The sequence below is a fragment of the Duganella alba genome, from assembly GCF_009674495.1.
Taxonomy (GTDB): domain Bacteria; phylum Pseudomonadota; class Gammaproteobacteria; order Burkholderiales; family Burkholderiaceae_D; genus Rugamonas; species Rugamonas alba.
Genome location: NZ_WKJN01000001.1, coordinates 285,155 through 310,487 on the forward strand (window position 1 = coordinate 285,155; position 25,333 = coordinate 310,487).

A 25,333-nucleotide genomic window follows, 5' to 3' on the forward strand; every position below is an offset into this window, starting at 1 on the left:
TTAAAACGCCACGATCACGGTCGCGCCGACGCCGTTCTCACGGTAGTTGCCGCCCTTGTTGCTGGTGTGGCGGACGTGGCGCAGGTCGGCGCTGGCGCTGATGCGGGACGACAGCTGGCGCGTCAGGCTCAGGGTCAGCGCGCTGTTGTGGTCTTCGCGGCCGGTGGTGAGGGACTTGGCGCGGCTGTGGCTGGCGCCCAGGGTCAGGCTGCCGCGCGCGGACATGCGCCAGTTCCAGCCGGCCTGAAGGCTCGTCTGGCGCGTGCGGTCGGTGAGCGTCAGTTCGTCCGGGCCGAGGATGACGCTGTCGATGGCGTTGCTGGTCTGGCCGCTGCGGCCGGTGGTGGCCAGGTGCACGGCCAGCGCGCTGCGCGGCGTGCTGTAGACGCCCGACAGCCGCCCTTGTTTCTGCAGATAGTAGCGATGGCTGAAGAAGTTGACGTTGCCGTCCGTGCCCAGCATCTGCGAAATGGCCAGGAAAACTTTGATGGTCTGCATGCGCAGTTGTGGATCGGGAATGCGGGTGGCCCACAGATCCCACAGGAAATCGGTCAGGCCCTCGGGCCGGACGCTGAAGAATTCGCCGTGGGTGGTGGTGATGTCTTCGTTGTAGGTGAGCGTCCAGAACATGCTGCGCAGACGGTAGCTGGCGTCCAGGCTGTAAGTCTTGCCGAAAAAGCGGTGGCCGATGCTGGCCGACAGGCGCGTGTGCGGCGAGGGCGTCCAGACCCCGCCGATGGTGCCAAACCTGCCTTGCGGCTGGGCGCTGGCGGAGTGGTAATCCTGCTTCTCGTAGCCGGCGGTGCCGAACACCGAGATGTTGCTGTTGACCGGATAGCTCAGCGTCAGCGCCGCGTTGCTCATGGTGACCGGGGCCAGCGCGGCATCGTCCAGTTGCGTGCGTTGCAGGCTCAAGTCCCAGTTCCAGCCGCGTCCGCCGTTGTCGCCGGTCAGTTGCAGCGTTTCGCCGGTGCTGCGCACGTCCAGCAGGCCGCCGCTGCCGGCGTGCTGGTAGTCGTAGCGCAGCAGGGCGGTGGCGAAGCCGCGGAAGTAATGCCGCAGGTACGGGCTGAAGGCCTGGGTGCGCACGGTGGTGCTGTTGCTGTTGGTGAGGGCGGGATCGATCAGTTGCGGGCCGAAGGCCGACACGTTGCGCTCGCTGATGCCGGCGCGGGCGTCCAGAAACAGCCAGTCTGGCAGCAGTTCGGCGTGGCCGTTGGCGTCCAGTTGCTGGGCGGTGCGGTCCGGCTGGCGCGTGTACGCCACTTTCTGCAAGGTGTAGGACAGCGCCAGTTGCAATCGCGGTCCGTCGGTCGAGACCAGCACGCCGGGCGACACTTCGGTGATGAACTGCCCGCGCGCCTGTTCCGGCGGCGCCAGGTTCATATTGTCGGTGTAGCTTTCACGCAGGCGCACGGTGGGCGTCACGGTCCAGTCGGCCGGCCTGGCCATGGCTGGCAGCATCAGCAATACCAGCACCGTCCAGCCGCCGGGCGCACCACGCTGCGTCACGCTAATCATAATAACCATAGTATTCGCTGCCGGGAAAGGCGGTGCTCTTGTTGTAGACCAGGTTGACATTGGGACATTGCTCGATATGCCGCAGCGCTTCCTTGACGGCGTGCTGGGTGGTGCGCTCCGACTCCACCACCAGCAGCACCTGGCCCATCTGCGAGGCCAGCACGCTGGCTTCGGTGGTCATCAGCAGGGGCGGCGAATCGAAGATCACGATGCGGTCGGCGTAGCGTTCGGCGATTTCCGTCAGCAGGCGGCTCATGCTGCGGCTGGCCAGCAGTTCGGTGGCGTGCTTGTTGGCGCGGCCGGCGGGCAGGATGCTCAGTGTCGGCACATTGGTTTTCAGGATGACGTCGGCCAGGCTGGTCTTGTCGCGCAGCAGGATGTCCATCAGGCCGGGCTCGGGCGGCAGGCCCAACACCTTGAGCACCGACGGCCGGGCGACGTCGGCGTCCACCAGCAGCACCGTGATGTCCATTTCCATGGCGATGCTCATCGCCAGGTTGACCGCGCAATAAGTCTTGCCTTCGCCCGGTACGGCGCTGGTGACCACGATCAGGTTGCCATGACGGATGGCGGGCACGTCGCCGTCGCCGCGCGCGTTGCGCAGCAGCGGCCGCTTGATGGTGCGGAAGTCTTCGGCCACGGTGGTGCGGCCGCCTTCCTGCGTCACCATGCCGAGCTGGTGCAGGCGGGCCAGGTTGATGTCGATATGACGCGGGGCGATGGCGGTGGGCATCGTGATTTCCTCAGCGCAGGATGGTGGAGGCCAGCACGCCGCCATACGCCAGCATCAGGCCGGACAGCGCGATGCCGAACAGGTATTTGCCGCGCCGGCGCTTGGCTTTCTCGGTCGGCGTCCAGTTCATGGCGATGGTGCCGAGCACCGGCAGGCCGGTGCGGTCGCGCAATTCCTGCGGACTCAGAAAGGTGGGCCGGACCTGGCTGATCAGCAACGCCGCCGCCACGCCGGTCAGCAGCGCGCCGCCCAGCGTGATGGAGTACAGCAGCACCCGGTTGGGACCGATCGGCGTCAGCGGCACGGTGGGCGGGTCGATGATCTTGAACGACATCATTTCCGTCGTAGAGCTGAGGTCGCCCGACAGGCGGGCGGCTTCGCGCCGGCTGATCAGCTTTTCGTAGTTGTCCTTGTTGACCTGATAGTCGCGGTTAAGCTGGGCCAGTTCCATCTCGACCTCGGGCACGGCGCCGGCCTGGGCCAGCAGACGCTGGTGGCGCAAGGTGTATTCCTGCACGCGGGCGGTGATGGCGGCAACGCGGGCCTCCGCCTCGGTCTGCGCGACTTTCAGTTGCTGCAGCATGGGGCTGTAGTTCTTGCCGGGATCGCTGGTCTGCTTGAGCTTGCTTTCCTCGACCTTGCGCTGCTCCAGTTGCGCCACCAGGCGCTTGGCGGCGATGATGTCGGGATGCAGCTCGGTGTATTGCATGCGCAGCGCATCCAGGCTTTTGTTCAGCGCGGAAATACGCCCGTCGAGTTCGGGATTGTCGATGACGGCCGGGTTCATGTCGGCGCCAAGGATGGGTTCGTCTCCAGTGATCTGGTTGGCGATCGCGTTGCGCGCCTGCTCGGCTTCGGCCAGTTCGAGGCGGGCGGCATTGAGCGCGTCGGACGATTGCATCAGCTGGCTGCTGTAGTCGCCGCCCTGGCGCGGCAGCAGGCCGGTGTTTTTCAGCCGGAAATCCTTGACGTTGTTTTCGGCGGCCGTCAATTTGTCCTCGTAAGCCTTGATCTGCTCGTCGATGAATTGCACCGCCTTGCGCGTCTCGCCGCTCTTGCCCTTGAAACTGCCTTCGACAAAGATGGTCAGCAGCGATTGCACGACGTCGCGGACGATGCGCGGATTGCTGTTGTTGTAGGTGATGGTGTAGATGTCGAGGTTGCCGGTGCCGTTGATGCGGATCTTGTTCATCAGCTCGTCCAATTGCTGCTGCTGTTCGCGCGGCGTGCGGGCGCCGATGTCGAGGTCGACCATGCGCATGACGCGCTCGACATTGGGCCGGCTCAGCAGGGTGCGGCTCATGATGGACACCTGCTGTTCGATGTTCGGCATGCTGGTCATGCCCGCCAGCAGCGGCTTGAGGATGCTCTGCGTGTCGACGAACACGCGCGCCGTGGTCTGGTAGTCGTCCGGCAGCAGGGCGACCTTGGTCCAGCCCAGCACGGCCACCAGCCAGGCGACGGAGACGGCGGGCCAGCGATATTTCCATATCCCTTTCAGGCTGGATATCAGCTGACTGATGAGCTCCTCCATGTTGTTTATCTCCAAGGGCTGGCGGCAGGAGATTCCGATTATATTTTTCTCAACTGGGCAGTCGTTGAGGCATATCAAGCAGAGACTGGCGAGTTTTCTGAATCATTGCATCGAGGAGGAAACATCATGCGTGCATTCATCTGCTTCATCCTGATGGCGCTGCTGGGGGGCTGTGCCCACCGCGTCAGCCTGTCGGACACGCCGGCCGCGCCCTTGCAAGGCGATTACCAGATCGGCGCGGGCGACGTCGTCAACATCAATGTGTGGCGCAATCCCGAGGTCTCGCTCAGCGTGCCGGTGCGGCCGGACGGCAAGATCACCACGCCGCTGGTGGAGGATCTGCAGGCGGCCGGCAAGACCTCCACCGAGCTGGCGCGCGACATTGAAAAGGCGTTGAGCAAATACATCCAGCAGCCGCTGGTGACGGTGATCGTGACCAGCTTCGTCGGCCCCTACGGCCAGCAGATCCGGGTGATCGGCCAGGCGGCGCGGCCGCAGGCGCTGGCGTACCGGCAGGGCATGTCGCTGATGGACGTGCTGATCGCCGTGGGCGGCATCACTGATTTTGCCGCCGGCAACAAAGCCAACATCATCCGCACGGTCGACGGTCAGCGGCAAATGGTGCCCGTGCGGCTGCAGGATTTGTTGCGCGATGGCGATATTTCAGCCAACGTGGCGGTACTTCCGGGCGATATCCTGGTGATACCGGAAGGCTGGTTCTAGTCGTGGGAGAATTATTTTTCAATTTTGTTGGAACTTTCTATCTGAGCCGTGTGTCTCATGAATATGTACACCTGATAGGAAGCCAACCGTGCACCATGACGATGCTATTGTTTCTTTCGAGGTCGACAGCGATATGCGCGACCTCGTTGTCGGCGAAGGCAAGGCCGAAGCCGCGTTGGACCACCCCCTGGATCAGCAGATTTTTCATATCCGTATGGCCAATTCCCAGGGGCGACGCGAGGCAGCCAGTCTGCTGTTAAGGAAAATGTACGGTTGGCGCGGCTATTCAGTCGATCCCAGCGTTGTGCATTCCCCCAACAAGATCACGCTGTTTGCCGAAACCGGCGGCGAAGTCGTCGGCACCATGTCGCTGTGTCTGGATAACGACGAAATCGGCCTGCCGGCCGACGAAAACTTCCGCGACAAGCTGGACGAACTGCGCGCCCAGCACCGCCGCCTGTGCGAACCATCCCGGCTGGCCATCGACAAAGGCGTCGCCAAGCGGGTATTCGCGGCATTGATCCATATTTCCTACATTTACGCCCGCAATATCCACGGGTACACCGATTATGTGATCGAGGTCAATCCGCGCCATGTGATGTTCTACAAGCGCATGCTGGGATTTCGGGACTTTGGCGCGGAGCGCAACTGTACCCGCGTGGGCGCGCCGGCGGTTCTGCTCAGGCTGGACCTGGAATACATGGGCGAGCAGATCCGCAAGTTCGGCGGCTTGATGGAACAGCATGGCAATGAGCGCTCCTTCTATCCGTATTTCTTCCCGACCTGGGATGAACCCGGTATCACTGGCCGTCTGTTGACGGGGGCGACTTGAGATAGTTGGCCGGAATCGCGTAGGTAATGCCGCTGGGCGCGGTGATCGCTGATTCCTTGACGCCCTTGACGAACACCATGTTGACGACGCCGACCACCTCGCCGGTGGCGGGATCGAACAGCGGGCTGCCGCTGCTGCCCGGATAGGCGGTGCCGTCGAGCTGGAACACCGAGTACGCCGGCTTTTGCAGTTGGCGCGCGGTCTTGCCGTCCAGTTGACGGGCGGTGACAGCGGGCGTTGCCAATGGCGTGATGGCGGAAACGATGCAGCGGTGCGTCACGTGGTTCAGCCCCAGCACCATGCCGAGCGGGAAGCCCATGAAGGCCAACGCCTTGCCTTCGCGTACCTTGCTGGAATCGCCGAGGCGCAGTGCGGGCAGGGCGCTGCCTTTGCTGATGCGCAGGCGGGCCAGGTCGTGGTCCTTGTCCATGCCAATCAGCGTGGCGGCGCGGAAATGGGTGCTTTCGCCGGCGCGCACCAGCACGCCGAGCGTGGCGGTCTGGCCCTTGTTGACCAGATCGTTGACGACGTGCGCGGCGGTGACGACAGTCAAGCCGTCGCCGATGACAAAACCGGTGCCGATGAAGCTGACGGCAGGGCCGCGTGTCTGTTGCAGGCTGCCGACGCCGACCACGGAAGGTTTGACCTCCTCGATCACCTGCATCAGCTCCTGTGCCCGGGCGGATTGCAGGAGGCAACAGAGCAGGGCAATGCGCAACAGTATGTTCATAGTGAATTCCTCGTTTGCAAGGCTGCCGCGCACATCAGCAGGGTGGACAGCAAGGTAATGCGGGGCACGTCGATCAGGCTGTCGAACAGGCCGACCGCCTGGAAGGCGAGCAGCGCGGCGAGCCAGGCGGTGTCACCGCGCCGCAGCAGCGCCGTCGCCGCGCCCAGGATGAGAAGTGCGTAGCCGCACAGACCCAGCCAGCCCATGTCGAAATACAGATTCAGGCCGAGATTCTTGATGTGCCAGGGCAGGTGGCTGCGGTCGCTGCTGAAGAACCAGTAATCGTTGGCCGCCGAAAAACTGCCGTTGTGCAGCAGCTCGCGCCCGTCCGGCACCGTGCGCAGGCTGACGTTGTCGACGTCAAGCACCACCTGCTGGCCCTCCGCGGCGATTTCCAGCTTGACCGGCAAGCCGTCGCTGCCGAGCAGGCCGGAATCGATGGTGTACAGATAATGCTGACTAGCCTGGCCGGCGGGAATCTGACGCAGCGGCGCCGCCACGCAGGTTTGCGGGTAGAGCAACTGGCGCTGGCACAGATTCAGGTGCAGGAAGCCCGGCCTGCCGCCATTCCAGACATCGACGCCCAGCACATATTGACGGTGTGGCGCAACATCGACCGCTTGCAGGATGCGCAGCAGTTCGCCGTAGCCGGCCGCGTATTCGCCGGCGGCCAGCCGCAAATGGCGGTTGCCACCCTGGTCCACGAACTGGTAGCTGGGAGGAACCTCGCGCAGCGGGTTGCGCCAGTAGTAGGTTGCCGGGAAAGCGCCTGTTCCCATGCCGAGGAAGGCGGTGACGGCGCCATCGTCCATCATGCCGAGCGCCTGGCGCCAGTGGCGCACACGTGCCGACCAGTCGCTGCCGACAGTACTGAAGCGCTCGTTGACGTAGTAGCCGTGATAAATCGGCACCGCGGCGCTCAGCACCAGCACACCGGCCAGGGCCGGCACGGCGTGGCGCCGGTTCATGGCCACCGCCAGTACGCCAAGCCCGAGCAAGGCGGCGCCGTAAGCGCGATAGCCGCCGATGCGAAAGCAGATGTCCAGCGCGGCAAGGACGCCCAGTCCTGTGGCCAGCACCGCCGGGCGGCGCAGCACGGTTGCCGCGGCGACGGTGGTGACGGCGATTGCCAGGCCAAGGTACAGGCCCCGTGAAAACGTCGCCAGGCCGGCATAGCATGCGATCGGCAGCAACAGGACGGCTGCAATGTTGCGCAGCGGCGAGTGGCGGTCGAACAGCCAGAGCGCAAGCAGCGGCGTGGCCAGCGCCAGATAGCCATCCAGCGCCGCGCCACCGGTGTGCATCGCCGAGAACGGCGCGCTGATGCGGTAGTCGCTGGAAAAATTGAGCAGGCCGGGAAATTGCATGCGCTCCCGGATCGCGGCTGCGGTGACCAGCAGCAGACCCAGCATCATTCCGGGCAGCAGATATTGACGCAGCCCCTGCAATTGCGGTCCGGCGGCGTGCCTTAACGGCGGCAGCAGCACCAGCGTCCAGAGCCAGCCTTTGGCGATCCGCAGCGCGTTGGCGGGACTCAGATAATTGTTGAAGGTGTTGACGTCGATGGTCTGCAAGGGCCGCAAGCCGCGCCACAGTCCGATGACGACGGCGAGCGCCATAACCAACAGTCCGAGGCGAAACAGCCGCGGCCATTGCGGCAGGTCCGTCGCCGCCTGCGGCCAGCGCCAGTAGACCATGCCGGCCGTCAGCATCAGCAGCAGATCGAGTTCTTCAAGAAAAAACCAGCCGGTGCGTGGCGCCAGGTCCAGCACCGGCAGCAGCGCCGGCAGGGCGAATAGCCACAAGTCAGGACGCCACCAGAGCAGTGCCGCATAGGCCGCCAAGATGAACCCCAGCCAATTGCCGGCCAGCGGATAGACCATGAGCGACCAGCCCAGGCCGGCGAAAAACGCTACCGCCACCAGTTTCGGCCAGGTCGCGCGCATCGGCATGGGCGTTATTGCGCCAACAGCGCCTGGACGGCGTCGCGGCGGTCGAAGCCCTTGGCTGCCAGCAGCGGCTCCAGCTGCGCGCGGGCGCCGGGCTTGTCGCCGGACTTGGACAAGGCGACGCCGTAGTGATAGCGGATCTCATTGTTTGCAGGGACTTGTGTCGCCGCTTGCTTGAGCAACGGCAGCGCACGTTCTAGTTTGCCCTGTTCCACCAGCACCCAGGCCAGCGTGTCGGTGACGGTTGCGCTGCCGGGCGCCAGCTTGTGTGCCTTTTCAGCATAGTCGAGCGCGCGTGGATCGCGCTGCTGCTGGTACAGCCACGCCAGGTTATTCAATGCGATCACCTGGGTCGGCGCCTGCTTGATGACCAGTTCGAACTGCGCGGTGGCGGCGGGATAGTCCTTTTGCGCCAGCAGGCTGCTGGCAAAATAGACGCGCGTATTCACATCGCTGCTGTGCGTGGCCAGCCACTGCTGCGCGCGCGCGCGGGCTTCGCTGACCTTACCTGCCTGAATCAGGGCGCCGTACAGTGCCAGCAAGGCGGGACCGGACGGCTGCCTGTCAAAGGCTTCCTGGTACAGCGTGAGGGCCTTGCCGAGTGCTTGCGTGGCGCCTTCCTTGTCGTTGGCCTCGGCGCGCGCGCCGGCCAACTGGTGCTGGATCACGGCGGAATTCGGCTGCAGCGCCGCCAGCTTGCTCCAGTTGTCCAGCGCGGCATCGTCCTGGCCTATGCGCGACTGCAACGCGGCCACCAGCGCCACCACCTGCGGATTGGACGGATTGGTGGCGAGCATCTTCTGCGCCAGCAGCAGCGCTTTCGGCGCCTCGTTGTTACGCGAGTAGAAGTGCGCCAGCCGCAGCGACGGCTCCAGCAGGTCGGGCTTCGCCTGCACCGCGCGCTCCAGCCAGGCGGCTGCCGGTTTCAACTGGCCCTGGTTGATCGCCAGATTGGCCAGCTCCGTCATGATATCGACGTTGTTGCTGTCTTTGGCAAGCGCGGCTTCCATGCGCTTGCGCGCCGCCTCGGGCTTGTTGTCTGTCACATCCAGCCTGGTCAGGTTGTCCATGGCCGGGACGTATAGCGGATCGATCGCCAGCGCGCGTTCGAATGCGGCGCGGGCCGCCGCCACATCGCCTTTCATCAGCAACACGCCGCCTTTCAGGTTTTGCACCATGGGGTTCTGCGGCGACTGGGCTTCCAGCCGTCGGGCGGATGCGAGCGCTTTGTCGTACTGGCGGTTGCGCAGTTGCGTCAGCACCAGCAAGGTCGCCACGCGCGACGATTTGGTGTCCAGGCCGGCGGCGTTTTCCATCTCCGCCACCGCGCGGTCATTGTCGCCCTGGCCCATGTGGCTCATGGCCAGCGCCGCGTGCAGCATCGGCGTCCGCGGCGCCAGCTTGCTGGCGCGTTCGAAATACGCGGTGGATTTGCCGTACTCGCGCAGGCGCATATAGAGTTCGCCGGCCAGCGACATCATTTCCAGATCCTGCTGCTGGCTGTCGAACAGCGGCTCGACAATCGCCAGGGCCTGCTCGGGCGAACCGCTGCTCATCAGTGTCGAGGCGAGGAGCTTGCTGGCGTAGGGATTGCCCGGATTGGCTTCGAGGAATTTGCGCAGATGTTGCTCGGCTTGCGTGTAGTCTCCTTTCTTGCGCAACACCGCGCCCATCAGAAGATTGCTGGGCAGATGTTCCGGCGCCGCGCGCAGCACCATCGCCAGATGATCCTGCGCGGCCGGGATTTTGTCTTCGCGATATTCCAGCAGGGCCAGCGTGTAGATCAGCAGCAGGCTGTTGGGCGCGGCCTGGCGGGCGATCACCAGCTCCTTGCGCGCCTCGGCCAGCTTGCCGGACTGGATGTACAAATTGGCCATGTCGACGTGCGGCTGCAACAGCACCGGACGCAGTTGCAGCATGCGCCGGTAGGCGGCCAGCGCCTCGTCGTTCTGGTTGAGCAGGCGCAGGACGTCGCCCTTGAGGCGTAAGGCTTCCAGATTGTCCGCCTGCTGCGCCAGCGCGTTGTGCACCAGGGCCAGCGCATCGTTCTGATTGCCGTCCATCAGCGCAAGCCGGGCCTGGCCCAGCAGTGCCGGCGGACTGTCCGGATGGCGCAACATGATTTGCGCGAAGGCGGCGCGGCCTTCCTCAACGCGGTTCAGGCCCAGCAGCGCGTGGCCGCGCAACGCCTGCAACTGCGGCTGCTGTTCGTTTGCCGGAATTTCATCCAGCACCTTTTGATATTGGCCCTGCTGCAACAGCGCTTTGCCCAGCGATGGCAGCACGTCGCCGGGATTGACGCCGAGCTCCAGCGCGCGGCGCAGTTCCTTGTCGGCCGACTGCACGTCGCCGGTGTCCAGATAAAGCTGGCCCAGCATCAGGCGCGCCTGGCCGTTGGACGGCGCCTGCTGCAAGACGTTCTTCAACTGGATGATGGCGGCCTTGGCCTCGCCACGCGCCGTGTATTTCGCCGCCTCCGCCATCAGATCGGTTTCGCTGTGCGTGCGGCTGCAGCCGGCCAGCACAAGCAATATCCACAAGACACGCAACAGCGCCATGACGATCTCCCAGAAAACCCTAGAGTAGGAACGATCGGCGCGGCACTCGTTGATCGCCCTCAAATGGCAGAGCAAAAGGCGCTCGTAGAATCGGCTGACGCAGGCATTCAACGCTCTTTGAAGAGGTGCAGATATGGAAGTGGTCGCCGTGGTGGGGCTGGGATATGTGGGCTTGTCGCTGGCGGTGGCGTTCGGCGCGCGCCGCCGCACCATCGGTGTGGATCTGTCGGCGCGCAAGGTGGCGAGCTACCGGCGCGGCGTCGATCCGGCAGGCGAGGTGAGCGCGGCGCAATTTGCCGATGCGCGCTGGCTGGAAATGGGCTGCGATCCGGCCGCGCTGGCGCAGGCCGACTACATCGTGGTGGCGGTGCCGACACCGGTTGATGACGCGCACAATCCGGATTTTACCGCCCTGTCCGGCGCCAGTCAGATGGTCGGGCGGCATATGAAGGCGGGCGCGGTGGTGATTTACGAGTCCACCGTCTATCCCGGCGCCACCGAGGAAGTGTGCATCCCGATACTGGAGCAGTGCTCGGGGCTGCGCTGGCAACGCGATTTTCATGTCGGCTTTTCGCCGGAGCGCATCAATCCCGGCGACCAGGAGCACCGGCTGGCGACCATCCGCAAAGTGGTGTCCGGCGATGACGCCGTCACGCTGGAACGCGTGGCGGCGCTGTACGAGGACGTGGTCGAGGCCGGCGTTCATCGCGCATCGAGCATCAAGGTGGCGGAGGCGGCCAAGGTCATCGAGAACACCCAGCGCGACCTCAACATCGCACTGATGAATGAGCTGGCCATCATCTTCGACCGGCTCAATATCGATACGCTGGAGGTGTTGCAGGCGGCCGGCACCAAGTGGAATTTCCTGCCGTTCCGGCCCGGACTGGTGGGCGGACACTGCATCGGCGTCGATCCCTACTATCTGACGCACAAGGCGGTGATGCTGGGCTATCACCCGGACGTGATCCTGGCCGGGCGCCGCATCAACGACAGCATGGCCAAGTTTGTGGCCGAGAAAACGGTCAAGGAAATGGTGCGCGCCGGCTTCAAGCTCAAGGGCTGTCATGTCAACGTACTGGGCCTGACGTTCAAGGAGAATTGCCCGGATCTGCGCAACTCCAAGGTCGCCGATCTGATCCGCGAGCTGCAATCCTATGGCCTGCACGTCCATGTGCACGATCCGGTGGCGGATGCCGAGGAAGCCATGCATGAATACGGCGTGCGGCTGGAAGCGTGGGACGACTTGCCGGCCGCCGAGGCCGTCATCAGCGCGGTCGCCCATCGCGAGCTGGCCGCGCGACCGCTGCGCCAGATGCTGGACAAGATCGCACCCAGCGGCTGCTTCATCGACCTCAAGTCCCAATTCGATCCCGATCCGCTGCGCAGCAGCGGTCTCAGCGTATGGAGGCTATGATGAGCGACTACGAAAATGGTACGCCAGCCACCACGGCCTATCAGAGCGCGCGCGAGCGCCTGCAGGGCGGGCAATACCGCTGGGTGGTCACCGGCGTTGCCGGCTTCATCGGCTCCAACCTGCTGCAATCGCTGCTGGAGCTCGGCCAGCGCGTGGTCGGCGTGGATAATTTCCTGACCGGCTATCGCCACAATCTGGACCAGGTGCGGGAGCTGGTGGGGCCGGTCGCCTGGCGCTGCTTTGAGTTGATTGAAGGCGACGTGCGGGATCTGGCCGTCTGCCGCCAGGCCTGCGATCGCGCGGACTACCTGCTGCACCAGGCGGCGCTCGGTTCGGTCGGCCGTTCGCTGGCCGACCCGTTGCTGTGTAACGATATCAATATCACCGGGCAGCTGAATATCCTTGATGCCGCACGCCATGCCGGCGTCAAGCGCGTGGTGTATGCCGCTTCCAGCGCCAGCTATGGCGATCATCCGGGCCTGCCGAAAGTGGAACAGCATATCGGCAGCGCCTTGTCGCCGTATGCGCTGACCAAGTATGTCAACGAACTGTATGCCGGCGTCTATGCCCGCTGCTACGGGCTGGAAACCATCGGCCTGCGCTATTTCAACGTGTTCGGCCCGCGCCAGGATGCGGCGGGCGCCTACGCGGCCGTGATTCCGCAGTGGGTGGCGGCGATGATAGGCAAGCGCCAGCTCATCATCAACGGCGACGGCGAAAGCAGCCGCGATTTCTGCTACGTGGCCAACGCCGTACAGGCCAATCTGCTGGCGGCGCTGACGGACAACCGGGCGGCCGTCAATCAGGTCTACAACGTGGCGCTGAACGCGCGTACCAGCTTGAACGAGCTGTATCTGCTGTTGCACGAACTGCTGGTGGAGCGGCATGCCCATCTGCGCGACTACCAGCCGCAGTATGCGCCGTTCCGCGCCGGCGACGTGCGCCATTCGCAGGCCGACATCACCAAGGCTGCCAGCCTGCTGGGCTACGCGCCCACCCACGACCTGCGGCGCGGCCTCAGACAAGCCTTGCGCTGGTACGAGCAGAATCTGGCGGCGTGACCTGCACGGTGCGCGGCGTGCCGCGAAAGTCGACCGTGTGCAAGGTCAGCGGCCGCCGCCAGACGCGGACCACGTATTGCATCACCTGCTCGGCCTGCGCCAGGTCGAGGCCGCGGCCGTCGCGCGTGTGGTCGTGGCGCAGGACCAGGCTGAAATCGTCGTTCATGCGCTCGACCTGGATGAACGGGGCGCCATAGTTGTACTTCGGGCCGAGGATGGCTTCGTGGACGTCGTGAATATCGCGGCTGACCACGCGCGCTTCGCCGTCGCTGCGGGCCTGGTAGCTGAACAGGTCCAGCTTTTCGGCCAGTTTCGCATGCAGGTGGTGGCGGATGAAGCCGGAATCGTCTTCTTCGGCGCAGATGCGGCGTGCGGCGTCGATGCCTTCGCGGTCGATGATGTCTTCCCAGAGGGCGAATCCCAGGTGGTAGGGATTGATGGCCAGCGCCAGTTGCTGCTCGTTGCCGTAGGGCCGGACCACGTCCGAATGCGCGCGCAGCGCCTGCAGGTACAGGTCGTGGGGCAGGAAGTCCGCTTCGCGCAGCAGGCGCGCGTGCCAGTAGGAGGCCCAGCCTTCGTTCATGATCTGGCAGGCGTGGACGGGAAAGAAATAGAACGCTTCCTCGCGCACCGCCAGGAAGATATCGCGTTCCCAATCCTTCAGCTCCGGCGCGTGGCGGGCAATGAACCACAACAGATCCTGTTCCGGATGCGGCGGTATTTTGGGGCGGCCCGGCGGCGCCGGCGCCGGGCGGGATTCGCCGGGCAGGGCCTGGAAGCGCTGGCGGAAGGCGTCCGGCGCCGCAGCGTCGATGGCCGGCTCGGCGTAAGGCTGCCGGTACAGCGGCTGGTTGATGTCGATATGCGGCTCCAGCGCCAGCGCGGCGTCCAGCACCGACTCCACCGCCTGCTGGCCATGGCGCAGCAGCGCATCTTCCAGATTGTGGGCGCGGGCGGCGCTCTGCTCAAGGATGTGGCCACCCGCCATGCTCATGAAACGGGTGAACAGGGCGTTGCGCTTGACGAAATCGGCGTGGCCGATGACGTGCGCCGTCACCAGCGTGTTTTCCGCCAGCGAATTGCGGTCCATCATGTAGGCCCGGCAGGGGTCGCCAGGGAACATCACTTCGAAAATGCGCGAATGACCCATGTGCTGGTGCAGCAGCTGGTGAATGTAGCGCAAGCCGAACGACCAGTGATGCATGCGCACCGGCACGCCATAGACGGCGATTTCCAGCATGAAGTTCTGCGGCACCAGCTCGAAATCAACCGGGTAGTAATCCAGGCCGAGTTCGGCGGCAAGCGCTTGCAGCCTGGTGTTGTAATCGTCGAGCTTCATGTCGCCGCCTGCTGGACCAGGAACTGGCGGATGGCCGTGAACACGTCGTCGGGACTGGATAGCATGGCGCTGGACAGCGGCAAGCCGCGCCGCTCGCATTCCTTCCAGAGACGTCCGATTTCGGTGTCCTGCATGCGCGGCATGCCGGGCAGCGTTTCCACGTAAGCCATGTAATTCATCTGCCTGGCCAGCGCGGCCAAGGCGACGCTGGCGGCGGCGCGGTCTTCGGCGAAATTGTCGCCGTCCGAGGCGTAGAACAGGTAGCTGTTCCAGCCGGCCTTGTCGTAGCGACGCTGAAGCAGCTCCCGCGCCAGCCTGAAACCGGTGGACGCCATGGTGCCGCCCATGCCGCTGGCCTCGAAGAAATCGGCCTCGTTGAATTCCCATGCCTGCGCCGCGTGGGCCAGGAAGCGCGTTTCGATCTTGTGATACTTGCGGCGCAGTCCTTGCAGCGCAAGGAAGAAGAAAGTCTTGGCCAGACGCCGCTCGGCCACCGTCATGCTGCTCGACACGTCGAGCATGAAGAACAGCACGGCGCTGGACGTGGGGCGTGGATGCGGCACAAGCTGGCGAAAGCGCAGGTCGTCATTGCTGAACGGCGGCGGGTCGGTCTGCACGGCGCGGCGTTTCACGGCCTCCTTGACGGTACGGCGACGATCCAGGCGTGAGCGGGCGCCGCGCTTGTCCCAGCCTTCGCGCACCACGTCGGCGTCGTCGAGCGTGGCGTTGCCGCGTGGTTCCAGCTGCGGCAGCTGCAAGTCCTCCCACAGCCAGTCCATGATGTCATCGATGGAGAATTCCATCAGCAGCGTGATGTCGCCGCCCTCGTTGCCGGCGCCGTTGTCGTCGTCATCGAAGTAGGGCGAGCGCAGAACATCGCCCGGCTGGCCCGGCCCCTGGCCGGCGCCGGTGGTGCTGTATTCGCCGGACAAGCGGAAGCGCGCGTGCTCCAGCAGCTTGAGCGGCACCTGCACGCCGTGGTCGCCGCTGCCTGTCATCAGGTCGGCGCCCGCGATGGCTTCGGGCAGATGCTGCCGCACCGCCTCGCGCACCTTGTCGTTGTGCCGCAGCCAGTCGCGTGCGCCGCGTGAAAAGAGGTCGTACCAGTCGTTGCGCATATCACTCCTGTGCCAGCAGCGTGGTGACGTAGTTCAGCGCTTCACGCGCGCAGTGGCTGTCGTAGCCGTACTCGTCCACCAGCCGCTGCTCGACGGCGGAAATCTTGGCGCGCACCTCGTCGTCCGGGCGCTTGGAGGAACTGACCAGCCGCAGCACGTCGCGCCGCTGTTCGAACAGGTATTGCTGCAAGGCGTCGCGCAACGGCGCATGGCTGGTCAGGCCGAACCGTTCGCCGCGCTTGTAGGCGCCCATGGCCTTGCGCACCACCTCCTGCCGGAACGATTGCTTGCCGGAGTCGGAAATATGGATTTTTTCCTCCACCGCGCGCAGGAAACGCTCGTCCGGGCGCCGCTCCTCGTTGGTGATGGGGTCCTTGACCTGGCGGTTGTCCAGCATCGCCTCGACCTCGTCCAGGTATTTGTCGAGCAGGTCGGCAACCTCCTGCTCGAACGACACGAACAGGGCCTTGTGCACGTCTTCCTTGACCCAGCGGTTGTAGAACTCCTTGCGCGTCAACACCAGATAATCGACCCAGCGCCGCTTGCGCGCGGATTCGATGCGGGCGTCGCTTTCGATGGCGTCCTTCAGCGCCAGCAGCAGGTCCATGGTGCTGATGCTGTGGCGCTCGGACTGGATGATGGCGTGCGACAGGCCGTTGATGACAAAGCGCGGCGATACGCCGGACAAGCCTTCCTCCGGCGATTTTTCCTTGTTGCGCACGCGCAGCGCTTCGTTGTGATGCACGCCGTCCACGTCCTCGCCCGCGTGGATGCGCACGCGCTTGGCGAGGTCGGCGTCGCGCTCCTCGCCTTCGTGCAGCCGGCTCAGAACGGCGAACACGGCTGCGGCGTGCAGCACATGCGGGTCCATGTGGACGTCGCGGAACGCCGGCGCCGACAGGATCAGCTTGCGATAAATCCGCGCCTCCTCGCGGTAGTTGAGGGTGTAGGGCACTTGCACGATGACCATGCGGTCGAGCAGGCCTTCATTCTCGCTTTCCTGCAAAAACTTGCGGAATTCGGCCAGGTTGGTGTGGGCCAGGATGGTCTCGTCCAGGTAAATCAGCGGGAAGCGCGCGACCTTGACGTTTTTCTCCTGCGTCAGCGTCAGCAGCAGGTAGAGAAACTCGCGCTTCACCTTCAGGATCTCGATCATTTCCAGCAGGCCGCGGCTGGCCGCGTACACCGTGCCGGACCATGACCAAGCGCGCGGATCGCCCTCGTCGCCGTATTCCGCCACGCGCGACAGGTCAACCGAGCCGACCAGGTCGGCGATATCGGCGGTATTCGGATCGTGCGGCGCATAGGTGCCGATGGCGCTGCGGCCAGCCTCGGAAATGAAGATGCGTTCCACCGGCATGCGCAGGAAGTCGCCGCCCAGCTCGTGCTCCAGGCGCACGCGGCAATGCGGGCACAGTTCGCCGCTGACATCGACGCCGTAGCTGTCGCGGAAACCGCCGCGCAAGGTGTGCGGCACCAGATGCAGCGGCGATTCGTGCACCGGGCAGCCGGCGATGCCGTACAGGGCGCCGGCCTCGGTGTAGCTGTACTCCTCCAATCCGCGCTTGAGGCGTATCACCAGCGTCGACTTGCCGCCCGATGGCGGTCCCAGCAGCAAGAGCAGGCGCCGGCCGACTTCGGAGCCGGCGGCGGCCGCCTTGAAATAGTCGGCCACGCGGTTCAGCGCGTCGTCAATGCCGAACAGTTCGTCGGCGAACAGGGCGCAGCGCTCCTTGCCGCTCCAGCGCAGCATGTCCCAGATGTATTGATGCGAAGTGCGCGCCAACTGCGACGGCGCAGCCGGCAGCACGTGCTCCATGAAATCGGCAAGGCTGCCGCTCCAGTGGCCGGCGCGATGCTGCTGTGTGAATGCCCGCAACTGGTCGCGAAACTGTTGCCGGGATTGTTGATGCTCCGCTTTGTCCATCGCCGCCTTTCCTCCGCAAGCTTGGAGTATCGGCGCTGGGGGCGGCATCCCGGATGATCTGCCTCAAACGGAAAAAGGGAACTTTCAGGCGGTACGGTCCCACGGCGGCGTGCCGGACAACTCCTGGACCAGGAAATCGATCATCACGCGCACCTTGGCGCTCAGGTGGCGGCGGCTGGGATAGACCGCCAGCACGTCCATGTCCGGCATGTGATAGTCCGGCAGCACCCGTTGCAGGCGACCTGCGCGCAGGTCGGCGCCCACCAGGAAGGTCGGCTGCCAGATCACGCCGAGACCGCCGAGGGCGGCGGCGCGCGCGGTGTCGCCGTTATTGGTGTGCATCACGCACGGCATCTTGACGCTGTGCGGCTGGCCGGCGGCGTCCAGCATATGCCATTCGTCGGCGGTGGCGGCGTAGCTGTAGCCGATGCCGTCGTGCTGCAACAGCTCGGCCGGCGTCCGCGGCATGCCGCGCTGCTCGATGTATTCCGGCGACGCGCACAGCACGTTCTGCGACGTCGCCAGCTTGCGCGCCACGTTCGAGGCGGAACCGGCGCGCGAGATGCGCACCGCCATGTCGTAGCCTTCCTCGACGATATCGACCACGCGGTCGATCAGGGCCACGTCCAGTTGCACCTCCGGATACAGCCGCATGAATCTGGCCCACAGCGGCGCCAGGTGCAGCACGCCGAAGCTGAGCGGGGCATTGATGCGCAGCACGCCATGCGGCTGCAGCGCGGCCGACGAGACGATCGCCTCGGCCTCGGCCACATCATCCAGAATCGACTTGGCGCGCTCGAACAGCGCTTCGCCGCTGGACGTCAGCGACATCTTGCGCGAGCTGCGGTTCAGCAGCCGGGTCTGCAGATGGGCTTCCAGGTCGCTGATGTAACGGGTGACATTGGCAGGGGAGGTATCGAGCGCCTCGGCCGCACGGGCAAAGCCGTCGCGCTTGACGACTTCGACAAAAACTTCCAGCGCTCGCAAGCGGTCCATGCATCACTCCCGAAAAAAAAGCCGCGGCACCGGAAGGTGGGCGGCTATGTCGCTTGCGCCAGGCTCGATTTAATGCGCGAGGTAATTGGTGGTGGCCGCTTCCTTGATGACGCGGCTGGCGTTCAGCGCGGCGCCGGCACTGCCGCCGCGGGAACCCGCGCTGGCTTCATGGGCCATGCCCACCAGGCCGACCGCGGCCTGGGCGTCGCCGGCGCTGGCGGCGCGTTCAAACAGTTGCATGGCTTCGTGGCGCTTGTCCGGGTTGGACAGGTAGCGCAGCGCCAGTTCGCGCTGGGCGACCGGGGAACCCTGGTCCGCCCACTCCTGCAGCCGGCGTTCGGCGGCGGGCTGACCCGCAGGGCCGATTTGCATGGCGGCAGCTTCAATCACAGTCGATGATGGAATCGCATCCTCCTGAGCCTGGCAGGCTATCAAAGCGCCAACGAGCAGCAGCACTGCAGATATCAATACACCAGACTTGTTGAATAATTCCATAAATTAAACCCTTGTTTAAAGCTGTCGCGTGCGTCTCAAAGAAAACTCGATGCGCCGCACCATTATACTTGCGTTTGAGCAAATTGTCTCTTACGCAATAACTTGCAAAATGAAATAATCGTACCCAGATTCTACAAAGTTGTCGTAAATCATGGCGCACGCTCGGCATTCGCATTTGCGCAAGCATCCGAAGTGCAAGTGCTGGGGATATTAGCATGAAGAATTTGCACAACCCGACTGCACATGACAAACACGGGTAACAATTGTAACCATTCGTTAATGGCTAAAATGTTACAGCCGAGCACGGATCTGCTGTGCAGTGCAGCATGACCCGGAATTCATAAATCGTGAACGATGGTGGTGCTCAGATACCCGGCAAGGCGTTGCCTTTGAGCCACGCGTCGGCGTCGCGCAGCACCAGCTGGTATTCGGATTCCAGCGCGGCAAACAGGGCCGGAATGGCGTCGTGCTGGCGTTCGGCGATCGATTTTTCCAGCGCCAGCGAAGCCGCCACCAGCCGCTTGGCGCCCAGCGCGCCGATCGAGCCGCGCAGGCTGTGGAAGATCTTGTTGGCGTCGGTCAGGCGCTCCTCGCGCAGGGCGGCGCCGGCCTGTTCGAACGGCGCCATGCCGGGGGCGCAGGCGTCGCGGACGATCTTGGAGACGATGGTCAGCGCTTTGTCGTCATTCCCCATGTACTTCAACAACGTATCGACCGAGAAAATGCTCAGTTCGGGGTTCATGGCTTCAGTCATGCGGGTGCTCCGGGATAGGTTGTTTTTATCCTATCATACGCCGCCGTGGAGGCCAGCTTCATTACTGCTGCCCGTCGTAAAATTGCTGGGACAGCGTCTGCAGCGGCGCGCTGGAGACGGACGGCGCCACCACGCCGGCCGGCGGCGCGATCCGCACCGGCTTGCCGATGGCGTTGGCCGCATGCAACACTTTGCCGGGCGTTTCCGGGGCGGCGTTCCACACCGGCGCTTCCAGGCCTTCGAACACGCTCTTGAGCTGGTCGCCCCAGGTGTTGCGGATCATCTGGAAATACTCGTTGCGTTCATCAATTGTTACAAAGTGCGTCACGGCCAGCTTGCCGCTCTCGTACACCAGCATGTCCAGCGGCAGGCCGACCGAGACGTTGGAGCGCAGCGTGGAATCCATGGAAATCAGCGCGCACTTGGCGGCGTCGTCCAGCGAGGTGGCCGGCGTCACCACGCGGTCGATGATGGGCTTGCCATACTTGGCTTCGCCGATCTGGAAATAGGTGTTTTCGTCGTGCGATTCGATGAAATTGCCGGCCGAGTAGATCTGGAACAAACGGCAACGCTCGCCCTTGATCTGGCCGCCGAAAATCATGCTGACGTTGAATTCGATGCCGAAGTCGGACAGCGACTTGGCGTCCCGCTCATGCACCTGGCGCACCGCCTCGCCCAGCAGGCGCGCCGCCTCGTACATGGTCGGCGCGTTCCAGATGCTGTGGCCGTCCTCGGTCTTGAGTTCCGACACCAGCTGGCGGATCGATTGCGAGATCGACAAGTTCCCGGCCGTCATCATGACCATCATGCGGTCGCCGGGGATTTCGAACACGCTCATCTTGCGGAACGTGCCGACCTGATCCACGCCCGCGTTGGTCCGCGAATCCGACAAAAACACCAGCCCGGCATCGAGGCGCATGCCCACACAATAAGTCATCGTAGAAAGTATTGATTGAAAGTATCGTTATTTTACACCGCTCATTGCGGCACGATCTGTACGTCGACGCTCAAAGACTCGGTGCCGCCGCCGCGCCGCACGCCGCGCACCGGCGCCGCACCGTCATAATCGCGGCCGATGGCGAGGCGGCAATAGGCGTCCGTCATCAGCCGGGCGTGGGTGACGTCGATGCTGATCCAGCCGCTGTAATCCTTGTCGTCGACCCAGGCATCGACCCAGGCGTGGCTGGCCGCATGGCCGGTGTTGCCGGGATCGATGTAGCCGGACACGTAGCGCGCCGGAATGCCGTGCGCATGGCAGCAGGCCAGGAACAGGTGGGCATGGTCCTGGCACACGCCCTGGCCAAGGGCCAATGCATCGCTGGCGGTGGTGGACACCGCCGTCGCACCGCTTTGATACCGGACCGCACCAAAGATGTGCTCCGCCAGGCACATCAGGTCCTTCGACTGCGCCTTGCCATCCGGCAAGCACGAGGCGGCCAGCTCCAGGATGCCGGGCGTGGCCGCCGTCAGCCGCGTCGGCACGGTGAAAATCAGCGGCGACAGGTGGTCGCCGTTCGGCACCCGGCCGCGGTCCGGCGCCGTGGTGGCGATCGAACCGCTGGCGACGATGCACAGGGCGTTGTGCGGCGCGTCCATGGTCATCATGTGCGACAGGTTGCCGTAGGCATCCGTGTAGGCGTGCACATGGCCCGGCGTGGACAGGCTCCACGACAGCACGTGCTGCTGCGGTTCCGCGCGCGGCGTCAGGTGCAGCTGCTGGATGGTGTAGGCCAGCGGCAGGGTGTAGGTGTAGCGCGTTTCGTGCCGGATGGTCAGTTGCATGGGGTACCTTTCGCTTATGCCGCCAGCGGCACCAGGAAATCGCGGCTGACGCGATTGCCCAGTTCGTAGATGTCCGCCAGGAAGCGGGTCAGCGTGTCGTGCAGGCCATCGGCCAGGATGTCGTCGATTTTGCCGAATTGCAGCTGGGCACGCAGGCGGCCGGCGAAGCGTTCGGTGTCGGCCGAAACGTCGTTGCGCACTTCGTGCAGGTTCTGCACCACCTCGTCCATGCAGGCCAGCAGCGAGCGCGGCATGTCGCCACGCAGGATCAGCAGCTCGGCGATGCGCGCCGGCGTGATGACGTCGCGGTACACCTTGCGGTAGATCTCGAAGCCGGACACCGAGCGCAGCATGGCCGCCCAGTAATAGAAATCGCGCTGGCTCATGCCTTCGCCATTGCCGGTTTCGACGCCGCCGCCATGGTATTTGACGTCCAGGATGCGCGCGGTGTTGTCGGCCCGCTCCAGGAAGGTGCCGAGGCGGATGAAGTGCACCGCCTCGTCGCGCAGCATGGTGCCCAGCGTGACGCCGCGCGACAGGTGGGAGCGGTACTTGACCCATTCGAAGAACTTGCTGGGATCGGTTTCCAGCAGATCGCTTTTCAGGCGGAACTGCATGTCGAGCCAGGTCTGGTTCTGGATTTCCCACACCTCGGTGGTCAGCGTGCCGCGCACGGCGCGGGCGTTTTCGCGCGCCGCCGTCAGGCAGGCCACGATCGACGACGAATTGCCGGGATCGCGCACCATGAAGTCGATGACTTCGCGCCCCTCGAGCGACTGGTATTTCTGGTTGAACGCGTGTTGCAGCTCGGAGATGCCGAGCAGGGCGCGCCAGCCCTTGGTGTTTTCCTCGTCGGACTGCGGCAGCATCGACGTTTGCACATTGACGTCCAGCATGCGCGCGGTGTTCTCGGCGCGCTCGGTATAGCGGGCCATCCAGAACAGGTGATCGGCGGTACGGCTCAGCATGATGTCTCCTTATCGTTCCAGTATCCAGGTGTCCTTGGTGCCGCCGCCTTGCGACGAGTTCACCACCAGCGAGCCTTCCTGCAGCGCCACGCGGGTCAGGCCGCCCGGCACCATGGAAATCGTCTTGCCGGACAGGACAAACGGCCGCAAATCGATGTGGCGCGGCGCGATGCCGCTTTCCACATAGGTCGGGCAGGCGGACAGCGCCAGCGTCGGCTGGGCGATGTAGCCGTCCGGCTTGGCCAGCAGGCGCTGGCGGAAGTCTTCGATCTGCGCCTTGGTCGAGGCCGGACCGACCAGCATGCCGTAGCCGCCGGCGCCGTGCACTTCCTTGACCACCAGTTCCGCCAGGTTGGCCAGCGTGTAGGCCAGATCTTCCTTTTTCCGGCATTGATATGTCGGCACGTTGTTGAGCACCGGCTCTTCCGACAGGTAGAACTTGATCATGTCCGGCACATAGGGATAGATGGACTTGTCGTCGGCCACGCCGGTGCCGATGGCGTTGGCCAGCGTTACGCGGCCGGCGCGGTAGACCGACAGCAGGCCCGGCACGCCGAGCGAGGAATCCGGACGGAAGGCCAGCGGATCGAGGAAATCGTCGTCCAGGCGGCGGTAGATCACGTCCACCCGTTTCGGTCCGCGCGTGGTGCGCATGAACACCGTGTTGTCGCTGACGAACAAATCCTTGCCCTCGACCAGTTCCACGCCCATTTGCTGGGCCAGGAAGGCGTGCTCGAAGTAGGCGGAGTTGTACATGCCGGGCGTCATCACCACCACGGTCGGGTCGTTGATACCCATCGGCGCCACCGAGCGCAGGTTATCCAGCAGCATGTCCGGGTAATGGTCGACCGGGGCGATCTTGTTGCGGGCGAACAGTTCCGGGAACAGCCGCATCATCATCTTGCGGTCTTCCAGCATGTAGGAGACGCCGGACGGCACGCGCAGGTTATCTTCCAGCACGTAGAATTCGCCCTGGCCGGCGCGCACGATGTCGACGCCGGCGATGTGGGCGTAGATGTCGGAGGCGACGTTGATGCCCTGCATCTCCGGCCGGTACTGCGCGTTCTTGTAGATTTGCTCGGCAGGAATAATGCCGGCCTTGATGATGTTCTGATCGTGATAGATATCGTGAACGAACATGTTGAGCGCCTTGACGCGCTGGACCAGCCCGGTCTGCAGCTGCTTCCATTCGGCCGCCGGAATGATGCGCGGGATGGTATCGAAGGGAATCAGCCGCTCGGTGCCGGCGTCGTCGCCATACACGGCAAACGTGATGCCGACGCGGCGGAAGGTCAGATCCGCCTCGGCGCGCTTGCGTTCGATGGTTTCCGCCGACTGGCGCTGCAGCCAGCCGCAGAACTCGCGGTAATGTTCACGGACCTCGGCGCTGGCGTTGTGCGCCAGGCCATCAGCAGTCATTTCGTTGAAGAATTTTGCCATATTGAACGTTCCCAGTTGAGCACGTTTATTCTTCTATCAAGAAACGTGCCAGTGGGAATGCTCAATTTTGGTGCAAGGCCTGCTGGCGATAGCGTTCGATCTGGCCGCTGTCGTGCATCTTTTTCAGTACGGCGGACAGGCGGCGCGCCAGATTGGCATGCCGCCGGTTGAGGAAGGCGTGAATGGTGCCGTGTTCCAGCACCGCCGCGCGGCGGATGCCGACGCCGCGGAATTCGCTCCGTTCCAGCAGGGAATCGACGGTGTAGGCCACATCCACGTAGATGTCGGAGCGCCCGCGCACCAGCTTGCGCAGCCCGGTTTCCGCGTTGCGCACGTCGGTCAGGCCGCCCGCCGGCACCACCAGCGCCAGTTTTCTGGCCATGACGGGATAGCCAAGCCGGTACTCGACGCGGTAGCGGGTGTCGCGCAGGCCTTCCCAGCCGGGCGCCAGGCGCACATCCGCGCGCTTGACGTAGGCCACGGTGTCCGCAAAGAGTGTCGGTTCGGTTACGCGGATCAGGGTTGGCTGGACAGCAGCGTAGTCGTAACTGCGCGCCAGTTCGCCGTCGACATTGCCGGCGGCGGCTTCCGCGGCGGCGCGGGCGGCGGGGAAGCCGCGGATTTCCAGCGTCACGCCCAGTTGGCCAAAGGCGTCGTGATAGATCAATGCGAGCCAGCGTGCGGCAAAGCCATCGTTATCGGTGACCACGCTGGCCATGATGAGATGGTGCGCCTCAGCGCCCCATGCCTGCGGGCCAGCCAGCGCCGAGACAGTGATGCCGGTGACAAAAGCCCTGCGCCGCATCGCGGCTCCCGTGCGAATCGATAAGGACCCGAGTATAGCAAACAGCAAGGGCCTGTCCCCGGATGGCGACAGGCCCTGACTACGACGAAATCCGGATGACTTAGATGTTGCCGCTGCCCGAACCCGGCGTGCTGCTGCTGCGGCTGTAGCCCGGATCGCTTTGCAGGCTGCCGGTACCGGTGCCCATCACGCTGCCGGTCGAGGTGACGCCGCCGGCGATGTTCTGCTGGGTGCCGTAGAAGCTGTGCATCTGGGTATTGAAATCGGCGCTGGCCATGTCCGGCCAATCGTCCTTGTCAAAGCCTGGGGCGTTTTTCAGGTGTTCCTTGGATACGTCCAGCAGGAAGCGCTTGTTGTCGGTGTCCAGTTGCAGCGCTTGCCACGGCACGGCGAACAGCTTGTCGCCCATGCCCAGCCAGCCGCCGAAGGACAGCACGGCGTAGGCGACCTGGCCACTGCGCATGTCGAGCATGATTTCCTTGATGTCGCCCAGGTCTTCGTCCTGGCGATTGTAGACATCTTCACCGATCAGCGTGTCGGCGCCCATCAGACGCGGGCCTGGGCCTGCTTCGTCATCGCTGCGGTAAATGCCATAGGTGTCGCGGTCTAGGTAGCTCATGGTGGTCTCCAGATGGTTGGTAAGGTCCCGCGTCG

Annotated in this window: 22 protein-coding genes; 4 read left to right on the plus strand and 18 right to left on the minus strand. The window is 64.2% G+C overall.

Going from position 1 to position 25,333, the window contains the following annotated elements:
- Genes GJ695_RS01230 through GJ695_RS01240 form a run of 3 tightly spaced genes read right to left on the minus strand, consistent with a single transcriptional unit; the run spans position 1 to position 3,788 of the window.
- Complete coding sequence (locus GJ695_RS01230; protein ID WP_166454983.1) at positions 1–1,530, minus strand: TIGR03016 family PEP-CTERM system-associated outer membrane protein; 1,530 nt, start codon at positions 1,528–1,530, stop codon at positions 1–3.
- Complete coding sequence (locus GJ695_RS01235; RefSeq protein WP_154361788.1) at positions 1,514–2,254, minus strand: XrtA-associated tyrosine autokinase; 741 nt, start codon at positions 2,252–2,254, stop codon at positions 1,514–1,516. The genes GJ695_RS01230 and GJ695_RS01235 overlap by 17 nt, the downstream gene beginning before the upstream one ends.
- Before the next feature lie 10 nt (positions 2,255–2,264).
- Complete coding sequence (locus GJ695_RS01240) at positions 2,265–3,788, minus strand: XrtA system polysaccharide chain length determinant (RefSeq protein WP_154361789.1); 1,524 nt, start codon at positions 3,786–3,788, stop codon at positions 2,265–2,267.
- Positions 3,789–3,914: 126 nt separating this feature from the next.
- Here GJ695_RS01240 and GJ695_RS01245 point away from each other — a divergent pair, with 126 nt between their 5' ends.
- Together GJ695_RS01245 and GJ695_RS01250 are read left to right on the plus strand one after the other, a co-directional pair.
- Positions 3,915–4,511, plus strand: a complete 597-nt coding sequence (locus tag GJ695_RS01245; protein WP_154361790.1) for an XrtA/PEP-CTERM system exopolysaccharide export protein — start codon at positions 3,915–3,917, stop codon at positions 4,509–4,511.
- A gap of 88 nt (positions 4,512–4,599) precedes the next feature.
- A complete protein-coding gene (locus tag GJ695_RS01250) occupies positions 4,600–5,343 on the plus strand; it encodes an N-acyl amino acid synthase FeeM domain-containing protein (RefSeq protein WP_371866467.1) in 744 nt (247 codons plus the stop codon).
- On the opposite strand, the gene GJ695_RS01255 is transcribed toward GJ695_RS01250, so the two are convergent.
- From GJ695_RS01255 to prsT, 3 genes are read right to left on the minus strand one after another with little or no spacing between them, the layout of a single operon-like run.
- Positions 5,312–6,073: a S1 family peptidase gene (locus GJ695_RS01255; RefSeq protein WP_154361791.1), complete on the minus strand. Its 762-nt coding sequence runs from the start codon at positions 6,071–6,073 to the stop codon at positions 5,312–5,314. The genes GJ695_RS01250 and GJ695_RS01255 overlap by 32 nt on opposite strands.
- Entirely contained in the window at positions 6,070–8,025 is a 1,956-nt protein-coding gene (locus tag GJ695_RS01260; RefSeq protein WP_154361792.1) for a hypothetical protein, read from the minus strand. The genes GJ695_RS01255 and GJ695_RS01260 overlap by 4 nt, the downstream gene beginning before the upstream one ends.
- 5 nt (positions 8,026–8,030) lie before the next feature.
- Positions 8,031–10,580, minus strand: coding sequence for an XrtA/PEP-CTERM system TPR-repeat protein PrsT (gene prsT, locus GJ695_RS01265; protein WP_166454985.1), 2,550 nt, complete (start codon positions 10,578–10,580; stop codon positions 8,031–8,033).
- Positions 10,581–10,713: 133 nt separating this feature from the next.
- Here prsT and GJ695_RS01270 point away from each other — a divergent pair, with 133 nt between their 5' ends.
- Complete coding sequence (locus tag GJ695_RS01270; RefSeq protein WP_154361794.1) at positions 10,714–11,994, plus strand: nucleotide sugar dehydrogenase; 1,281 nt, start codon at positions 10,714–10,716, stop codon at positions 11,992–11,994.
- Positions 11,994–13,055, plus strand: a complete 1,062-nt coding sequence (locus tag GJ695_RS01275; protein WP_154361924.1) for an SDR family oxidoreductase — start codon at positions 11,994–11,996, stop codon at positions 13,053–13,055. Before GJ695_RS01270 ends, GJ695_RS01275 begins: the two co-directional genes overlap by 1 nt.
- On the opposite strand, the gene GJ695_RS01280 is transcribed toward GJ695_RS01275, so the two are convergent.
- From GJ695_RS01280 to GJ695_RS01335, 12 genes are all read right to left on the minus strand, one after another.
- A complete protein-coding gene (locus tag GJ695_RS01280) occupies positions 13,012–14,394 on the minus strand; it encodes a SpoVR family protein (protein WP_154361795.1) in 1,383 nt (460 codons plus the stop codon). The two genes, GJ695_RS01275 and GJ695_RS01280, sit on opposite strands and share 44 nt — an antisense overlap.
- On the minus strand, positions 14,391–15,512 hold the full coding sequence (locus GJ695_RS01285) for a DUF444 family protein (RefSeq protein WP_154361796.1): 1,122 nt from the start codon (positions 15,510–15,512) through the stop codon (positions 14,391–14,393). The genes GJ695_RS01280 and GJ695_RS01285 overlap by 4 nt, the downstream gene beginning before the upstream one ends.
- Position 15,513: 1 nt before the next feature.
- Positions 15,514–17,391: a serine protein kinase gene (locus tag GJ695_RS01290; protein ID WP_229260269.1), complete on the minus strand. Its 1,878-nt coding sequence runs from the start codon at positions 17,389–17,391 to the stop codon at positions 15,514–15,516.
- A gap of 132 nt (positions 17,392–17,523) precedes the next feature.
- Positions 17,524–18,435 (minus strand): LysR family transcriptional regulator, encoded by a 912-nt coding sequence (locus GJ695_RS01295; protein WP_154361798.1) that lies wholly within the window; start codon positions 18,433–18,435, stop codon positions 17,524–17,526.
- 69 nt (positions 18,436–18,504) lie between these two features.
- Positions 18,505–18,807, minus strand: coding sequence for a hypothetical protein (locus tag GJ695_RS01300; protein ID WP_229260270.1), 303 nt, complete (start codon positions 18,805–18,807; stop codon positions 18,505–18,507).
- A 487-nt stretch (positions 18,808–19,294) separates the two neighbouring features.
- Positions 19,295–19,684 carry an Hpt domain-containing protein gene (locus GJ695_RS01305; protein WP_154361800.1) on the minus strand — a complete coding sequence of 130 codons (390 nt, stop codon included), beginning with the start codon at positions 19,682–19,684 and terminating at the stop codon, positions 19,295–19,297.
- Between the two features lie 61 nt (positions 19,685–19,745).
- Complete coding sequence (locus GJ695_RS01310; RefSeq protein ID WP_154361801.1) at positions 19,746–20,621, minus strand: proteasome-type protease; 876 nt, start codon at positions 20,619–20,621, stop codon at positions 19,746–19,748.
- A gap of 41 nt (positions 20,622–20,662) precedes the next feature.
- Positions 20,663–21,466, minus strand: a complete 804-nt coding sequence (locus tag GJ695_RS01315; RefSeq protein WP_154361802.1) for a transglutaminase family protein — start codon at positions 21,464–21,466, stop codon at positions 20,663–20,665.
- 14 nt (positions 21,467–21,480) lie between these two features.
- Positions 21,481–22,434, minus strand: a complete 954-nt coding sequence (locus GJ695_RS01320; RefSeq protein ID WP_154361803.1) for an alpha-E domain-containing protein — start codon at positions 22,432–22,434, stop codon at positions 21,481–21,483.
- A gap of 9 nt (positions 22,435–22,443) precedes the next feature.
- Positions 22,444–23,874 carry a circularly permuted type 2 ATP-grasp protein gene (locus tag GJ695_RS01325; protein ID WP_154361804.1) on the minus strand — a complete coding sequence of 477 codons (1,431 nt, stop codon included), beginning with the start codon at positions 23,872–23,874 and terminating at the stop codon, positions 22,444–22,446.
- Positions 23,875–23,935: 61 nt separating this feature from the next.
- The gene (locus GJ695_RS01330; RefSeq protein ID WP_154361805.1) at positions 23,936–24,679 is read right to left on the minus strand and encodes a transporter substrate-binding domain-containing protein; all 744 of its coding nucleotides are present in this window, start codon (positions 24,677–24,679) and stop codon (positions 23,936–23,938) included.
- A 100-nt stretch (positions 24,680–24,779) separates the two neighbouring features.
- Positions 24,780–25,298, minus strand: coding sequence for a PRC-barrel domain-containing protein (locus GJ695_RS01335; protein WP_154361806.1), 519 nt, complete (start codon positions 25,296–25,298; stop codon positions 24,780–24,782).
- Positions 25,299–25,333: the final 35 nt, after the last annotated feature.

Coding starts and splice junctions, on each gene's coding strand:
- GJ695_RS01320 (WP_154361803.1), bottom strand. CDS start 22,434: ATGCTGAGCCGTACCGCCGATCACCTGTTCTGGATGGCCCGCTATACC.
- GJ695_RS01310 (WP_154361801.1), bottom strand. CDS start 20,621: ATGACTTATTGTGTGGGCATGCGCCTCGATGCCGGGCTGGTGTTTTTG.
- GJ695_RS01275 (WP_154361924.1), top strand. CDS start 11,994: ATGAGCGACTACGAAAATGGTACGCCAGCCACCACGGCCTATCAGAGC.
- GJ695_RS01255 (WP_154361791.1), bottom strand. CDS start 6,073: ATGAACATACTGTTGCGCATTGCCCTGCTCTGTTGCCTCCTGCAATCC.
- GJ695_RS01245 (WP_154361790.1), top strand. CDS start 3,915: ATGCGTGCATTCATCTGCTTCATCCTGATGGCGCTGCTGGGGGGCTGT.
- GJ695_RS01285 (WP_154361796.1), bottom strand. CDS start 15,512: ATGCGCAACGACTGGTACGACCTCTTTTCACGCGGCGCACGCGACTGG.
- GJ695_RS01240 (WP_154361789.1), bottom strand. CDS start 3,788: ATGGAGGAGCTCATCAGTCAGCTGATATCCAGCCTGAAAGGGATATGG.
- GJ695_RS01230 (WP_166454983.1), bottom strand. CDS start 1,530: ATGGTTATTATGATTAGCGTGACGCAGCGTGGTGCGCCCGGCGGCTGG.
- GJ695_RS01270 (WP_154361794.1), top strand. CDS start 10,714: ATGGAAGTGGTCGCCGTGGTGGGGCTGGGATATGTGGGCTTGTCGCTG.
- GJ695_RS01325 (WP_154361804.1), bottom strand. CDS start 23,874: ATGGCAAAATTCTTCAACGAAATGACTGCTGATGGCCTGGCGCACAAC.
- GJ695_RS01295 (WP_154361798.1), bottom strand. CDS start 18,435: ATGGACCGCTTGCGAGCGCTGGAAGTTTTTGTCGAAGTCGTCAAGCGC.
- GJ695_RS01305 (WP_154361800.1), bottom strand. CDS start 19,684: ATGACTGAAGCCATGAACCCCGAACTGAGCATTTTCTCGGTCGATACG.
- GJ695_RS01235 (WP_154361788.1), bottom strand. CDS start 2,254: ATGCCCACCGCCATCGCCCCGCGTCATATCGACATCAACCTGGCCCGC.
- GJ695_RS01280 (WP_154361795.1), bottom strand. CDS start 14,394: ATGAAGCTCGACGATTACAACACCAGGCTGCAAGCGCTTGCCGCCGAA.
- prsT (WP_166454985.1), bottom strand. CDS start 10,580: ATGGCGCTGTTGCGTGTCTTGTGGATATTGCTTGTGCTGGCCGGCTGC.
- GJ695_RS01260 (WP_154361792.1), bottom strand. CDS start 8,025: ATGCCGATGCGCGCGACCTGGCCGAAACTGGTGGCGGTAGCGTTTTTC.
- GJ695_RS01300 (WP_229260270.1), bottom strand. CDS start 18,807: ATGCAAATCGGCCCTGCGGGTCAGCCCGCCGCCGAACGCCGGCTGCAG.
- GJ695_RS01330 (WP_154361805.1), bottom strand. CDS start 24,679: ATGCGGCGCAGGGCTTTTGTCACCGGCATCACTGTCTCGGCGCTGGCT.
- GJ695_RS01315 (WP_154361802.1), bottom strand. CDS start 21,466: ATGCAACTGACCATCCGGCACGAAACGCGCTACACCTACACCCTGCCG.
- GJ695_RS01335 (WP_154361806.1), bottom strand. CDS start 25,298: ATGAGCTACCTAGACCGCGACACCTATGGCATTTACCGCAGCGATGAC.